12 protein-coding genes are annotated in these 14,614 nt (G+C 67.4%); 2 read left to right on the forward strand and 10 right to left on the reverse strand.

Going from position 1 to position 14,614, the window contains the following annotated elements; all coding sequences use genetic code 11:
• Positions 1 to 75: 75 nt before the first annotated feature.
• Entirely contained in the window at positions 76 to 1,161 is a 1,086-nt protein-coding gene (gene recA, locus EDC64_RS01060) for a recombinase RecA (RefSeq protein WP_132028776.1), read from the reverse strand.
• Between the two features lie 203 nt (positions 1,162 to 1,364).
• Positions 1,365 to 2,657, reverse strand: coding sequence for a dicarboxylate/amino acid:cation symporter (locus EDC64_RS01065; RefSeq protein ID WP_132028779.1), 1,293 nt, complete (start codon positions 2,655 to 2,657; stop codon positions 1,365 to 1,367).
• A gap of 169 nt (positions 2,658 to 2,826) precedes the next feature.
• On the opposite strand from EDC64_RS01065, the gene EDC64_RS01070 reads away from it, so the two are divergent.
• Positions 2,827 to 3,216, forward strand: coding sequence for a YciI family protein (locus tag EDC64_RS01070; protein WP_132029961.1), 390 nt, complete (start codon positions 2,827 to 2,829; stop codon positions 3,214 to 3,216).
• Positions 3,213 to 4,493: an RNA polymerase sigma factor gene (locus tag EDC64_RS01075; protein ID WP_132028782.1), complete on the forward strand. Its 1,281-nt coding sequence runs from the start codon at positions 3,213 to 3,215 to the stop codon at positions 4,491 to 4,493. Before EDC64_RS01070 ends, EDC64_RS01075 begins: the two co-directional genes overlap by 4 nt.
• 37 nt (positions 4,494 to 4,530) lie before the next feature.
• On the opposite strand, the gene EDC64_RS01080 is transcribed toward EDC64_RS01075, so the two are convergent.
• From EDC64_RS01080 to EDC64_RS01115, 8 genes are all read right to left on the reverse strand, one after another.
• Positions 4,531 to 5,181, reverse strand: coding sequence for a thioredoxin family protein (locus EDC64_RS01080; protein ID WP_132028785.1), 651 nt, complete (start codon positions 5,179 to 5,181; stop codon positions 4,531 to 4,533).
• 21 nt (positions 5,182 to 5,202) lie between these two features.
• A complete protein-coding gene (locus EDC64_RS01085; RefSeq protein ID WP_207915859.1) occupies positions 5,203 to 7,338 on the reverse strand; it encodes a protein-disulfide reductase DsbD family protein in 2,136 nt (711 codons plus the stop codon).
• 190 nt (positions 7,339 to 7,528) lie between these two features.
• Positions 7,529 to 8,290, reverse strand: a complete 762-nt coding sequence (cobF, locus tag EDC64_RS01090) for a precorrin-6A synthase (deacetylating) (RefSeq protein WP_132028788.1) — start codon at positions 8,288 to 8,290, stop codon at positions 7,529 to 7,531.
• 178 nt (positions 8,291 to 8,468) lie between these two features.
• A complete protein-coding gene (locus EDC64_RS01095) occupies positions 8,469 to 10,574 on the reverse strand; it encodes a phage tail protein (RefSeq protein ID WP_132028791.1) in 2,106 nt (701 codons plus the stop codon).
• A gap of 412 nt (positions 10,575 to 10,986) precedes the next feature.
• Complete coding sequence (gene greA, locus EDC64_RS01100) at positions 10,987 to 11,469, reverse strand: transcription elongation factor GreA (RefSeq protein ID WP_132028794.1); 483 nt, start codon at positions 11,467 to 11,469, stop codon at positions 10,987 to 10,989.
• Positions 11,470 to 11,606: 137 nt separating this feature from the next.
• Positions 11,607 to 12,746, reverse strand: coding sequence for a mandelate racemase/muconate lactonizing enzyme family protein (locus EDC64_RS01105; protein ID WP_132028797.1), 1,140 nt, complete (start codon positions 12,744 to 12,746; stop codon positions 11,607 to 11,609).
• A 9-nt stretch (positions 12,747 to 12,755) separates the two neighbouring features.
• Entirely contained in the window at positions 12,756 to 13,721 is a 966-nt protein-coding gene (locus EDC64_RS01110; protein WP_132028800.1) for an NAD(P)-dependent oxidoreductase, read from the reverse strand.
• Positions 13,711 to 14,613, reverse strand: a complete 903-nt coding sequence (locus tag EDC64_RS01115; protein WP_132028803.1) for a fumarylacetoacetate hydrolase family protein — start codon at positions 14,611 to 14,613, stop codon at positions 13,711 to 13,713. Before EDC64_RS01115 ends, EDC64_RS01110 begins: the two co-directional genes overlap by 11 nt.
• Position 14,614 lies beyond the last annotated feature (1 nt).

Below are 14,614 nucleotides of genomic sequence, written 5' to 3' on the forward strand. Positions count from 1 at the left end.
GACGCGACGGTCGGCGCGAACCAGGACACCGCCGCGTTCCCACGGCCTCGCGCCCGGATACGGGGCCGCCGGGGCTCAGGCGTCCATCACATCGCCATCCTCGTCCGCCTCCGGCGTGCCCGTCAGAATCTGCTCGGCGATCAGCCCGGCATTCTGCCGGATCGCGGCCTCGATCCGCCCGGCAATCTCGGCATTCTGACGCAGGAAGGTCTTGGCGTTTTCGCGCCCTTGACCGAGCCGCTGGCTGTCATAGGAAAACCAGGATCCGGACTTCTCCACAATCCCGGCCCGCACCCCGAGGTCGAGCAGTTCGCCGGTCTTCGAAACGCCCTCGCCATACATGATGTCGAACTCGACCTGCTTGAAAGGCGGCGCGAGCTTGTTCTTCACCACTTTGACGCGGGTCTGGTTGCCGACCACCTCGTCGCGCTCCTTGATCATGCCGATGCGGCGGATGTCGAGTCGGATCGAGGCGTAGAATTTCAACGCATTGCCGCCGGTCGTGGTCTCCGGCGATCCGTACATCACGCCGATCTTCATGCGGATCTGATTGATGAAGATCACCATGGTGTTGGACTTGGAGATCGACCCGGTCAGCTTGCGCAGCGCCTGGCTCATCAGCCGCGCCTGCAGGCCGGGCTGGCTCTCCCCCATCTCCCCCTCGAGTTCCGCACGGGGAGTAAGAGCCGCCACCGAATCGACCACGAGCACATCGATCGCCCCTGACCGCACGAGCGTGTCGCAAATTTCGAGTGCCTGCTCGCCGGTGTCAGGCTGCGAGATCAACAAATCGTCGAGATTGACGCCCAGTTTGCGGGCATAAACGGGGTCGAGCGCATGCTCGGCATCGATGAACGCGCAGACGCCCCCCTTCTTCTGCGCCTCCGCCACGCAGTGAAGAGCCAGAGTCGTCTTGCCGGAGGATTCGGGGCCGAAAATTTCGACCACCCGTCCCTTGGGCAGACCGCCGATGCCGAGCGCGATGTCGAGGCCGAGCGAGCCGGAGGAGATGCTCTCCACCTCCATCACTTTGCCGCCCTTGCCGAGCCGCATGATGGAGCCTTTGCCGAAATGCCGCTCGATCTGAGACAGCGCGGCGTCGAGTGCCTTCGTCTTATCCATTGAGGAACCTTCGACGAGTCTGAGGGTCGACTGAGTCATCGCTGTGCTCCGGTCCCAGTGCAAGGCCATTGAATGGGGATTTTTGTACCTCTTCTGTTCTATGTTCGCAATATGTTCTTTTTGGTTTTTCATTATTTCCGCGGGGCTGGCCTGCGTTGGTGCAGGTCAGGGATGGCGGTTCGCCGCGGCAATTTCGATTTTTGCGCCGCTCCAGTTGGCCGGGAAGCCGGTGAAGGCGCGGCTCAGGCTTTGGCGGGCGTGGCGTCGGCGAGATCGGGATCCGCCCGCCCGTCGAGAACCGCGGTCAGACGGTCGAGGTCGAGTTCCCCCTCCCAGCGCGCGACCACGAGGGTCGCGACAGCATTGCCGACGAAATTGGTCAGCGAACGGCATTCCGACATAAAACGATCGACGCCGAGAATCAGGGCCATGCCGGCGACGGGGATTTCCGGCACCACCGCGAGCGTCGCCGCGAGGGTGATGAAGCCACCGCCGGTCACCGCCGCAGCCCCTTTGGAGGTGAGCATCGCAACCGCCAGGATCATCAGTTCGTGGTCGAGGGTGAGCGGGGTATTGGTCGCCTGGGCGATGAACAGGGTCGCAAGCGTCATATAGATGTTGGTGCCGTCGAGGTTGAAGGAATAGCCGGTCGGCACCACCAGCGACACCACCGAGCGCGACGCGCCCGCGCCTTCCAGCTTGCGCATGAGGGCCGGAAGCGCGCTCTCGGAAGACGACGTGCCGAGGACGATCAGCAGCTCCTCTTTGATATAGGAAAGCAATTTCAGGATGTTGAAGCCGACCAGCCGGGCAATCAGCCCGAGGACGACAACGACGAACAAGGTCGCGGTGAGATAGAAGGTGGCGATCAGTTCGATGAGATTGGCGATCGAGGACAGGCCATAGGCGCCGATCGTAAAGGCCATCGCGCCGAAGGCGCCGACCGGTGCGGCGCGCATGACGATGGCGACAATGGCGAAGATCAGCTTCTCGGCCGTGCGGATCGCATCGAGAATTGGCGCTCCGGCCGGACCGAGCGCGGTGAGTGCGAAGCCGGTGAGCACCGCCACGAACAGGACTTGGAGAATTTCACCGGTGGCAAGCGCCCCGACCAGCGTCTCCGGAATGATGTGCAGCAGGAAGTCGACGAAGGAACCGTGCGCGGCCTGATTGGTGAAGCTCGCCACCGCCTTGGGGTCGAGGGTCGCCGGATCCACGTTGAGCCCGGCACCAGGCTGGACGATCTTGCCGACCACAAGCCCGATGACCAGCGCGAAGCTCGATACCAGCTCGAAATAAAGCAGCGCCTTGCCGCCCACCCGGCCGACCTTCTTCACATCTCCCATCGCGGCGATGCCCACCACCACGGTGCAGAACACCACCGGCGCGATGATCATCTTCACCAGCTTGATGAAGCCGTCCCCGAGCGGCTTCATCGCTTCGCCCAGATGCGGGAAGAAGGTGCCGATCAGCACCCCCAGAACGACCGCGATGAGCACCTGAATATAAAGAACCCGGTAGAACGGCCGCTTCATGTCCCGCCCCTGCCCGCCGCGCCAGCGGCTTCCCATGCCGTTCTATGGCGCTGGAACGACGGCCATGCAACGCTTGGCGACGGGCCGGCGAAAAATGCAGCATTTTGCGTCGACGGCGCGTCTGGAATGGCGCTACTCGTTCGTCCTGGAGACGAACGAGGAGCCGGCCATGCACTATGCGATCCTGTGCTATCACAGCGAAGATGTCGTCTGCGCCTGGAGCAAGGAAGAGGACGACGCGGTCATGGCACGCCTGATGGTGGTACATGACCGTCTGATCCGTGAAGGGAAGCTCGGTCCGGTCGCACGCCTGTTGCCGACTTCCACCGCTACAACCCTGCGCAAGACCAGCGAACCTGCCCTCGTGATCGACGGCCCCTTCGCCGAGACCAAGGAGCAATTGCTCGGCTTCTATGTCGTGGAATGTCGCGACCTCGAAGACGCGCTCGACATCGCCCGGGAACTCGGCCGCGCCAATCCGGGCGGCTGCTACGAAATTCGACCGATCGCCGTGATGTTTCCCGGCGCCCTGTCCGCGCCGGACGCGGCGACGGCGTGACCGACGTCGCCTGGATTCACGCCGCGCTCACCTCCGCCCGGCCGCAGGCCGTCGCGGCGCTGCTGCGGTATTTCCGCGACCTCGACACGGCGGAGGAAGCCTATCAGGAGGCGTGCCTGCGGGCGCTGGCGAACTGGCCGAAGAACGGCCCGCCGCGCGATCCTGCGGCCTGGCTGATCCTGGTCGGGCGCAATGCCGGCCTCGACGCGGCCCGCCGCCGCGCGCGCCAAACCGAATTGCCGGACGAGGACAAGGTCTCGGACCTCGACGACGCGGAAGCGCAGATCGCCGAGCGACTGGACGCCTCGCATTATCGCGACGACATCCTCCGTCTGCTGTTCATCTGTTGCCATCCCGAATTGCCGGCAACCCAGCAGATCGCCCTTGCTCTCCGGGTTGTGTGCGGGCTCTCGGTGAAACAGATCGCGCGCGCCTTTCTGGTGTCCGACACGGCGATGGAGCAGCGCATCACCCGGGCCAAGGCGCGGATCGCCGCGGCGGAAGTGCCCTTCGAGGCCCCCGGTGCGATCGAGCGTGCCGAGCGGGTCGCCGCGGTGACCGCGGTCCTCTATCTGATTTTCAACGAAGGCTATTCCACCAGCGCCAGCGCACCCGAAACACGCGCCCCTCTGTGCGACGAGGCGATCCGGCTGTCCCGGCTTCTATTGCGCTTGTTCCCCGCCGAGCCCGAACTGCTCGGCCTCTCGGCCTTGATGCTGCTCCAGCATGCGCGGCTCCCCGCGCGCTTCGATGCGGCCGGTGCGGTCGTGCTGCTGGAAGACCAGGACCGTGCGCGCTGGAACCGCCCCATGATCGCCGAAGGGCTCGCTTTGATCGACAAGGCGATGCGCCACCGCCGCCCCGGGCCCTACCAGATCCAGGCCGCGGTCGCGGCGCTGCACGCGCGCGCCGCGCGCCCGCAGGACACGGACTGGACGCAGATCGCCCTTCTCTACGGCACGCTGGAGCGCTTTCAGCCCTCGCCGGTCGTGACGTTGAACCGTGCCGTCGCGGTCTCGAAGGTCAACGGGCCGGAAGCCGCCCTCGCGCTCGTCGAGCCATTGGCGACGCCGCTCGCCGGCTATTTCCATTTTCACGGCCTGCGTGGCGCGCTGCTGCTTCAGCTCGACCGCCGGGAGGAGGCGCGCATCGCCTTCGACCGCGCCATCGCTCTCGCCAATACCGCCGCCGAGGCGGCCCATATCCGTCTCCACCTCGATCGCCTGGGGCAACCGAGCGGCGCTGTCGTCCCGGCGCCGGACCGCGCGGTGCCGTGAGACGAGGCGGAGCCGCCCGAGGGCGAGCGGCTCCGCCTCAGCTTCCGACATATTTGACGCTGCACCCGTAGGGCCGGGTGACCGCGACCGGGACGGACTGCCCGGCAACCGCCGCGCGCATCGCGTCGCGGAAATAGGGCTTGGCCTTCTCGATGTCCTGGGTCCGCGTCGAGGCGATGGAATCGATGCCGCCCATATAGAGCAGCGTGCCGTCGGCACCGATGACGTACATGTGGGGCGTTGTTTGCGCACCATAAGCGCGCCCCATCTTGCCCTCCGGGTCCATCACGACCGCCGCCGGCTGCGCCTTGCGCTCGCGGGTCAGCGTGTTGGCTTCTGCCGGCGAAACGTGGCCTTGCTCGCCGGGGGCCGACGAGATGACGGTCAGCCAGACCACATTGTCCGCCTTCGCTTCCTGCTGAAGCTGCTGCATGTTCTGCGCCCCGTAATGTTTCCGCACATAGGGGCAGTCGTGGTTGGTCCATTCCAGCACGACCACCTTGCCGCGCAGCGCGGAAAGCGTCTGGGTCTTGCCGGCGGTGTCGACCACGGAGAAGTCGGGCGCCGGTTGGCCGATCTGCGGAGCGGCGTGCGCCGCGCTCACGCCGGTCAAAGCGAGACCCGCGGCGAGCCCGCACAGGAGAAGCGCGCGGCGGCTGTGGGATTTCAGGCGTTCGGACAGCGGCATGGAACGTCTCCTTGAGGCGGATCAATGGGCGGCGCGCCGGATCTCCTCGACCAGCATCGCCTCGGTGAGAATTGGCGGCAGAATGGCGGGCGCGCCGCCTCCGGCGGGATAAAGCGCGTAGAAGGGCAGTCCGTCGCGGCTGAAACTGCGCAGATAGGCCGTGATGCGCGGATCCTGATTGGTCCAATCGCCCTTCAGATAGGCGACCGCATTGTCCGCAAGCGCCGCCTTTACCCCCTTCGTGGACAAGGCGGTGCGCTCATTGACCAGGCAGGTGATGCACCAGGCGGCGGTCATGTTCACGAGAACCGGGCGCCCGTCGCGGCGAAGCGCAGCGAGCCGCTCCGCATCGAAGGGCTCGGCCCCGGCGGCAGCGACGGCCGCATCCGGCGCCGCGACCGCGCGCAATTGCGGCAGCAGCGCGAAGGTGCAGGCGAGCGTGGCGAGTGCGAGGCCGCGCGCCAGCAGGCCGTGCCCCCGGCTTTGCTGGGAAAGCCCGAAAATCCAGGCCGAGAACGCAATGAGGAGCGCCCCGCCGAGACCGATCAGGACACCGAAATCGCCCGCCTGCTGCACCAGGACCCACACCAGCCAGGCGGCGGAGGCATACATCGGAAACGCCATGGCCTGACGCAGCCGAACCATCCAGAGGCCTGGACGCGGCAACCGCCGCGCAAGTCGCGGCGCCAAAGCGAGCAGCGCATAAGGAGCGGCGAGGCCGAGCCCCATTGCGGCGAACAATGCCAGGCACACCACAGCCGGCGCCGCAAGCGCCGCGCCGATCGCCGCGCCCATGAAGGGCGCGGTGCAAGGTGTCGCCACCACCACGGCGAGAATTCCGGTGAAGAAGCTGCCGGCATGGCCGGGCCGTTGCGCGAGCCCCTGCCCCAACCCGGCCGTCCCGAATCCGATTTCATAGACGCCGGACAGATTGAGGCCGATCGCGAGCAGCAGCCAGCTCATGGCCGCGACGAAGATCGGCGACTGGAACTGAAACCCCCACCCGACAGCCGCGCCGCCCGCCCGCAGCGCGAGAAGCGTGCCGGCCAGAGCGAGGAACGCGGCGATGACGCCGAGCGTATAGACGAGCCCCGCCACGCGCACGTCCCGCAGACGGCCGCCGGAGAGGCGAGAAAGCGCCGTCGCCTTCATCGCGAGGATGGGAAACACGCACGGCATGAGATTGAGGATCAGGCCGCCGAGAAAAGCGAACGCCGCCGCCTGCCAGAGGCTCAGTCCGCCGAGCGACGGCGCACTCCGGTCGGCCGCCCCGTCATTCGGTGCCGCTGCGCCCATGCGCGCCTGCGGGGCGATCTCGAACCAGCGCGTCGCGCCGCCGGGATCGGTCAGCGCGAGAAGCCCGGCGAGCGGCGCGTCCGGGGCGAAGGTCGGTCCGGCCGCCATGGCCAGGGTCAGTTTTCCCGGATCGAGGGTCGCGGACTGAGGCGCGGCATGGACCACCTGCCCCCATTCGCCGGGATAAAAGAAGGCGTCCTTGACCGCATCGGGACCGAGACCGGCCCCCTCGACGGTCAGAGCGAGGGCCGACCCTTCCACCGACAAGCGGGCGTCGAACGGGCTGTTGACCGGCTGGCGCGCCGCGCTGGCTGCAAAGGCGGCTGCCACGTCCCCCGCCGCCGGCGCGGCATCGGCCGCGATCGGCAGGTCGAGCCGGAACCGGCCCTCCTCGGGAATGCATTCCTTTTCACAGACCAACCACTGCGCCTCCGCCGCGACGCCGAACGTGCCCCCAGGCACCGCCGAAGCTGGGACCGAGACGGTCATCGGCAGGACGATTTCGCGCTCATAGCCGAAGCTCGTCACCGGTCCGACCGAGAAGCGGTCCGGCCCGGGCCATGCGATCTCCCCGGCGGCGGCGCCGTCCGGCAAAGTCAGCGCGATCTCGGGCGCGGCCCCGGCATCGCCCGGATTCTTCCAATAGGTGTGCCAATGCGGCGCGAGCTTCTGGCGCAGCGCGATCCGCACCGTCCCGCCCGGCGTGACCGCATCCTGGTCGGCGATCAGCGTCACGGTGGCGCGCGGGCTGACTTGCGGTGCGCTCTCCACCGCCCCGGCTGGGCGCGGCGATGCGAGGGCAAAAACCGCGAGCAGGGCGGTGCAGACCAAGCCGCGCAGAAAGTCCAAACCCGATGTCACGCACGTCTCCGGGCTGCTCTTCGCCTTAGGTAAGGATGCCCGTTTTGCGCCCCGCCGCAATGGCAGCCCCCCTTTGCGTCCGGCTTCCCAATTCGGCACCCTCTACATAAATACACTTCATTTCAATTACTTAGATCGCACCAACGAGGGTTGGGCGGGGATCCGCGGCGATGCACAATGGCGTGAAGGCTCAGTCCTGCGCCGGACGGCGCAGCAGATAGGTGTCCATGATCCAGCCGTGGCGCGCACGCGCCGCCCGGCGCAGGCTCAGGATCTCGTCCTTCACCGCGCCGAGCGGTCCGCTGACGAGGATTTCGTCCGGCGTTCCGAGATAGGCGCCCCAATAGATGTCGCAGTCGGGCGCGTCGAGCGCGGCGAAGGCTTCCTCGCCGTCGAGCATCACCACGACGCTTCCGTCCGCCTCCGGAAAATCGGCCCCGAGCCGCCGGCCGGTCGTGATGAGGACGGGTTCGCCGATGCCGTTGAGCGCGATCCGGTGCTGCGCGGCGAGCGACTGGACGGCGCTGATGCCGGGGATTACTTCAATCTCGACCGGACTGCCTTTGGCCCGCACGCGCTCGATGATGCGCAGCGTGCTGTCATAAAGTGCGGGATCGCCCCAGACGAGAAACGCGCCCCATTCCCCGGCGCCGAGATGGGCGGCAAACAGCGCTTCGTACCCTTCGGCGAGTTGCGCATGCCAATCGTCGACGCCGGCGCGATACCCTTCGGCCAAGACGGCACGCCGCGGGATCTCGTACGGCACGTAGCGGGTGCCCGCGCGGTGCACATGGCGGGCACAGATGTCGTGGCGCACCTGGCGCAGCGCGGTCTTTTCGGCGCCCTTGTCCGGGACGAAGACGACGTCGGCGCGGTTGAGTGCCTCGACCGCCTGGACGGTGAGGTGGTCGGGGTGGCCGGCGCCGATGCCGATGATCAGGATCCTGTACATGCCCCCTCGCCACTTGGGCGTCGCGCGGATCCCGCCCGGCGACGGCCCTTCGCGGCGTCATAGCATGCGCGCCGCCTCCCCGCGCAACGCGGAGGCGGGGCCGCCCGTTCGGGGCGGCCGCGCGCCGGGTGCCGAAGCACCGCCGCGCCACCGTGGGGCGGCGACGCGGCGCTCGACGTCACTCTGCGACGATTTCCTTGTCCGAGGCCGGGTCCTCCGATGGATTTTTCTCGTCCGCCTGTGTTTCGGGGTGCTTTCCTGCGGGCATCGGGTATTCGCCGTCGACGCAGATGCAATAGCGCAAACCGAGAACCGGCTGGCGGTTCTCGTGCCCGTTCCCGCCGCCCGCCGCGGCGAGCGTCAGGGATGCCAGGGTCGTATTGACCACCGCATCCTTTCGGAAATCGAACTGGGAATCCGTGCGGGACAGAACGGCGGTGTTGGCCGGCTCGTCGAGCAGTTGGGACTGGTCCAAGGTATATTGCGTCACGATGCGGTGGGTGTGGCGCGGCATCGTGGCGATCGTGAGCGTCACCGTTTCGGTGCCCCAGACATCGCCCCTTTCGTGGTTCGTCAATCTGGGCCCCTCCCCGGTGCCGACGACGATGCGGTTGCACAAATTCGGCAGAGCGAAGGTCGTCTTGCCGTCTCCGCCGAACTTGTTGCCGATGACGGCGAACAAGGCCTGATACTGCCCGACGGGAAGAAGCATCCCGTCGCACGCCATCCAGCCGGGCGGCAGCCTGAAATAGGGAAATGCGCGCACCTCGCCGGTCAGCGCTTCATCGTCTTGTCCCTGTTTTAACCGATGATGGCGTTTTTTGTGGCGAGGCGCCGACTTTCCGGGCGCCGGGAACAGGCCCATCAAAGCGATCATGTAGGTGAGCGCCATCGCCGGCATGCTATTGGGGTGAGAACCGGAGCCGCCGGCTGGCTCCACCGCATCCGCGTCGAGCTTGGCGACCGTGTTTGTCTCTGCGTCCGCGATATAGAGCCCATCCACCGGGTCCACCGGGGCCACCTTGGCGAGCACCGCGCCGTTGGGGGTCATCGTGGTCGCCGCCGATGTGGTCGCCTGGAAGGCGTGGGTGTGCTTCGCCAGTTTCGCGACCGCAGTTTCCTCCCCGAACATCCCGCCGAGAACCCGCAGGGTGAGCCCGATGCCCTGCCCGACGCCTACCGGAACCCGGGACCGGAGATCTGGAATGGCGAAGGTTTTATTGCCGTCGCCGCCCCAAGTCGTCCCAAGCAGCGCGTAAAGAGCCTGATGTTCGTTGATGGAGAGGAGGGTCCCATCGCAGACATGCCAGTCTCCCGGCACCCTCTCGCCTGCGAACAGACGGACCTCGCCGAAATATTGATCCGAAGTGGTCTGCTTGACTTTCACGTCTTCCGGCTCGGAACTCTTCACAGGCTCGATCGCGTCCTCGGGCATGAGGACTTCTTCGATCTTGAGACCATCCTCGGCGGTGAGCCCGTCCTCGGTCGCGACACCCTCCGCAACCGCCTCGCCCTCCTGCTTTCCGGCAGTTGGCGGTGGCAAGCCATCGGAGCTCGGATAATAGCCGGACACCACAAGGCAGAAGTTCAGCGCGGCGCTGGGCTGGATATTGTTATGGGGAAGGGAGTCGCCTGGCTCGGTCGAAACCGTGGAGGATGCGAGGGAGACCAAGGTCGACGCGGCCCCTGCGGCATCCGCATAGATCGGGATCGGCTGGTGGGTCTGGGTGGCACTCACGCGCGGCGAGGCGAGATTGGTGTCCTTTCCGAAAGGGGCATTTCCGTCCCCATCGGTGGCTTGGAGGAGGTGCGTGTGGGCGGGCAATTGGCCCTCGACGAGCGTGACCGTCTCCACCCCAGCCATGTCCCCGAGCCGATAGACGCCGGTCTTGGCGTCCGTATTGGCCTGCACTTGGGCGCCGACCACGGCGCGCCCGCGCAGATCGGGAAGTTTGAATTTCACATTGGGCGTGCCCCCGAAGGTCAGCCCCAGGAGCGAATACAGCGCCTGATTTTGATTGATCATCAACTCCCTCCCGGCACAGGCCTCAAAGCCTGCCGGGACCTGCGTAAAGGCAAACAGCCGAATTTCCCCGAGCCAAGACATGGTCGTCCCCCCATTGGCGGCCGTTTTCCGATCGCGCGCCGGCCGGCCATGCATCTCTCCGCGCCACCGCAACTTATCCGGTCTTATTGCGACCGGACAATCGCTGATCTCGCGGTTTGCGTGCGAAATATTAGTGTCGATTGGAGGGCTGCAGGACCGCTCGCGGCGAGGGCTCATCGTCTGCGAACGCTTGCATCGCCCGACCCTTCTCCGGCTGAAGGATACTTGGAAGCGGTCGCGCCGTCTGCTACCATTGCGTGCGGAGAAGGGGGAGATGACCTATGGGCCAACGCATCAGTGCAAATCTTGAGGAAACAGCAGTCACGCCCCCACAGGCTTTACGCCCTTGGGCAGTTCCGGTTTGCCGTGAAATCATCGTGAGCTCCGACACGATGGCTAACACCGGCCGTGGAAGCGATTTCGACGTGTTCTCCTGAAGGTACGCCGAGCATTTCCGGTCCTGCGTCGTAAGGATTTTCCTTTAGACTGACACGGGTTTGTCAGCCGCGCGGCGGCACCCCGACGAAGGATATGGGTCCAACGCACGCCGTAATCGAAATGCCGGCCCCCCCCCCCCCCGCGTCTCCCCTCAGCCTCCCGCGATCCGCACCACTTCGACCTCCCGGCCCGAAACGGTCGCGACATCGCCGACCGCTTTGCCCATGACGGCGCGCGCGAGCGGGGAGATATAGGAGACCGTCCCCCGCGCCGGATCGGCTTCGTCCTCGCCGACGATGCGGAAGGTCTGGCGCCGGCCGTCGGCGCGGTCGAGCGTGACCGTGGTGCCGAATTGCACGGCCGTTGGATCGGCCGGGGTTTCGATCATCTGGGCGGTTGCGCGCCGGGCGCCGTAATAGCGCAGATCCCGCGTCGCACGGGCCATGGCCGTCCGGTCCGCCTGCACGTCGCCGCCCTGTGCGGCGGCATAGGCCGCCCGCGCCGCCGCCAAAGCCGCCTCGAGCGCCGCGAGCCCGCTTTCCGTCACCAGATTGGGATGAGGCGAAATCGGCCGGTCCGGCAGATCGGCGGCGGTCGATTCGAGGTCGGTCTCACGCGTGAAGGCGACGGACATGCGGGCGGATCCAAAGCGGCGGGAGCCAGCTGCGATCGACGGCATCGCCATCTCGCCGGCAAACCTCTCTATCACAGCTTTGACGGCCGGCTCACCGATCCGATCGCATCGGGCTGGCGCAAGGCCGCCGAGGCCCGTTAGACATAGCACGGGCCGTCGATCAACGGGTGCGCGGCGATGAAGGCTTCATCGACCTCGATGCCGAGGCCCGGCCCCTCCCGCGTCGTCACGGTGCCGTCCGGCGCGAGCTCGTAGGGCAGGCCGCAAACCTCGTCCCGGAACGGATTGTGGTGCGCCACGTCGCCCTCGAAATAGCCGGGATTGTCGATGGCGCACAGCAGATGCAGCGTCGCCACCATATTGATGCCGGTGGCCGAGGTGTGGGGATTGATCGAGATCTTCCACGCCGAGGCAAGCGCCGCGATGCGCTGGCATTCCGTGATGCCGCCGGCTTTGGAGAGGTCCGGCTGGGCGAAGGCCACCGCCCCGTCCTCGAGAAGGCGCGTGAAGTCGAAGCGGGTGAAATGGTTCTCGCCCGCCGCGAGGGGCACGTCGATGAACCGCGCGGCATCCTTGTAGGCGCGGTGATCGTGCGGCGGAAACGGCTCCTCGAACCAGCCGACCTTCGCTTCGGCATAAGCCGGCATGACGCGCCGCACGTCGTCGGGCGTGCAGCCGGTATTGCCGTCGACCAGGATGTCGATCTCCGGCCCCACGGCCGCGCGCACCGCCTGAACGCGGGCGATGTCGCGGGCCGGGCTGTCGCCGACCCGCAGCTTCAACGCGCGATAGCCTTGCGCGACATAGCTCTGCGCCTCTTCGGCCAGCGCGGCAGGGTCCTGCCAGCCCAGCGAAATGCCCCCGGCATAGGCCTTGATCTTGCGCGGGGCGCCGCCGAGCAGACGATGCACCGGCGCGCCATAGGCCTTGCCGCGAATGTCCCAGAGCGCGATGTCGAGCCCGCTCAAGGCCATGGCCGCCGCCGCCCCCATGCCGTGACTGGCGAGCTGCATGCGATAGACCTTCTGCCACACGCCCACGACGTCGAGCGGGTCCAGGCCCACCACCAGTTCGGCCAACGTCGTGTCGATGAGCTTGGCGATGGCGCCGGGACAGCGGCCGTGATGCGCCTCGCCCCAGCCGATCAGGCCCGCATCGGTCTCGACCCGCACGAGCACCGCGTCGCGCTTCACGGCCCGGCCGATGCCGAGGGTGATCGTCTTGCCCTGCGGCACGCGGAAGGAAACGGGAACGGCGCGGATGGCGGAAATGCGCATGATCGACCTTCAGGCGGAGAGAGCGAAACAGTCCGGATTGACGAGGTTCTTCGGCCGCTCGCCCCGCAGGATGCGCAGCACCTCCTCGGCCGCGCCGAGGCTCATGGCGCGCATGGAGGTGGCGGTGATGCCGGCGACATGCGGCGTCATCAGCAGTGTGCCGAGGCCGAAGAGCGCGTCGGCCGGCGGCACGGGATGCGTATCGTAGACGTCGGTGGCGGCGCCCGCGATGCGGCCGGCGCCAAGCGCCGCGATGAGGGCGGCCGTGTCCACGATGGCGCCGCGCGCGGGATTGATCAGCACCGCATGCGGCGGCATGCGACCGATGAGGTCGGCACCGACGAGGCCCCGCGTCTCCGCGGTCAGCGGACAGGCGATCACGATCGCGTCGCTTTCGGCGAACAAGCGAGGCAAATCCACCCCCTCGACACCCGGGACGGCCCGGCCGGAACGCGAATGTCCCAGAACCCGCATGCCCAACCCGCCTGAGGCGATGGCGGCGATGCGGCCGCCGATGGCGCCGAGCCCGACGAGGCCGAGCGTCGTCCCGCCGAGTTCGCGGGTGGAATCCGCATGGCTCCGTGCCGCGCCCCAGCCGTCCGCCCGCAGCGCCGCATCCATGCGCCCGAGCGGGCGGCGCAGATGGAACAGCGCGGAAAAGACATATTCCGCAACCGCCTGGGTGTTGCTGCCCGGCAGGTTCGCGACCGGGATCCCGGCGGCCGTGGCGGCGGCGACGGGAATGAAATCGAGCCCGACGCCGTGCCGAACCACACCCTTCAGGCGCTTCGCCCCCGCAAAGGCATCGTCCGGCAGCTTCGCCCGCACGATCACGGCATCCGCCTCGCGGACATGCGCCCGCAGCGTGTCGTCCGCGGTGTCCGGACCGACCACCAGGCGCGCATGGGGGGCGAGCAATGCCGCGCCGTCGGGATGCAGCGCATTGGTGGCGTAGACGATCGGTTCAGACGCCATATGGCTCTCCCGCGGCAACCGGATTGATCAGCGCGCCGAGCTTCTCGACGCGGGCGCAGACCATGCTGCCCGGCCGCAGCCAGGCCGGCGGCGTGCGCATCCCGGCGACGCCCGCCGGTGTTCCGGTCGCGATGACATCGCCCGGCTCGAGGGCCGCGCGCGCGGAGAGGAAGGCGATGAGATCGGCGATGTCGAAGACGAGGTCCGACGAGACCCCGGCTTGCAGCGTCGCCCCGTCCACCTCAAGCGCGAGCCGAAGCTGATGCGGGTCGCCCACTTCGTCGGCGGAAGCGAGATAAGGGCCGAGGGGGCCGAAGGTCGGCAGGTTCTTGCCGCGCGCGAACCCACCGTCGCGTTTGATGAGTTCGCTGGCACTGACGTCGTTGAAGATCGTATAGCCCGCGACATGCGCGAGCGCGTCGGCACGCGCGACGCCTTCGGCCCGCCGGCCGATCACCGCGGCGATCTCCACCTCATAGGTGCAGCCGCCGACGTCCGGCGGAATGCGAATGGCCGCGCCCGGGCCGATCACCGTCTCCGGCTGCTTGGCGAACAGGACCGGCGCGTCGGGCGGCGCCATCTTCCGCTCTTCGAGGGCATCCTTGTAATTGAAAGCGAGGGCGTGGATGCGGCGCGGCGTCAGGGGCGCCAGAAGCGCCACCTCGCCCAGCCGAAGCGCGGCCTTCTCCGGCAGCGGCCGGACGGAGAGCGCAGCGACCATCCCTGGGAGACCCCGCTCGACCAGTGCCTCCATCAGCGGCGCGCAGCCGTCGAGGGCTGCGGCGAAGGCGGGGTGGCCGAGATCGAACACGCGATCCGCGGGATCGGCGGCATCGCCCTGGAGGATGCCGGCGCGCACCGCCCCCGAAAGGCGGAAGGTGACGAAGCGCATC

Origin of the sequence: Aquabacter spiritensis (assembly GCF_004346185.1) — a bacterium.
Taxonomy (GTDB): Bacteria; Pseudomonadota; Alphaproteobacteria; order Rhizobiales; family Xanthobacteraceae; genus Aquabacter; species Aquabacter spiritensis.

What these genes read in the sequence shown, in the direction of transcription:
- EDC64_RS01065 (WP_132028779.1), bottom strand. Translation starts at nt 2,657, where the DNA reads ATGAAGCGGCCGTTCTACCGGGTTCTTTATATTCAGGTGCTCATCGCG.
- EDC64_RS01070 (WP_132029961.1), top strand. Translation starts at nt 2,827, where the DNA reads ATGCACTATGCGATCCTGTGCTATCACAGCGAAGATGTCGTCTGCGCC.
- EDC64_RS01115 (WP_132028803.1), bottom strand. Translation starts at nt 14,613, where the DNA reads ATGCGCTTCGTCACCTTCCGCCTTTCGGGGGCGGTGCGCGCCGGCATC.
- EDC64_RS01105 (WP_132028797.1), bottom strand. Translation starts at nt 12,746, where the DNA reads ATGCGCATTTCCGCCATCCGCGCCGTTCCCGTTTCCTTCCGCGTGCCG.
- greA (WP_132028794.1), bottom strand. Translation starts at nt 11,469, where the DNA reads ATGTCCGTCGCCTTCACGCGTGAGACCGACCTCGAATCGACCGCCGCC.
- cobF (WP_132028788.1), bottom strand. Translation starts at nt 8,290, where the DNA reads ATGTACAGGATCCTGATCATCGGCATCGGCGCCGGCCACCCCGACCAC.
- EDC64_RS01095 (WP_132028791.1), bottom strand. Translation starts at nt 10,574, where the DNA reads ATGAGCCCTCGCCGCGAGCGGTCCTGCAGCCCTCCAATCGACACTAAT.
- EDC64_RS01080 (WP_132028785.1), bottom strand. Translation starts at nt 5,181, where the DNA reads ATGCCGCTGTCCGAACGCCTGAAATCCCACAGCCGCCGCGCGCTTCTC.
- recA (WP_132028776.1), bottom strand. Translation starts at nt 1,161, where the DNA reads ATGACTCAGTCGACCCTCAGACTCGTCGAAGGTTCCTCAATGGATAAG.
- EDC64_RS01110 (WP_132028800.1), bottom strand. Translation starts at nt 13,721, where the DNA reads ATGGCGTCTGAACCGATCGTCTACGCCACCAATGCGCTGCATCCCGAC.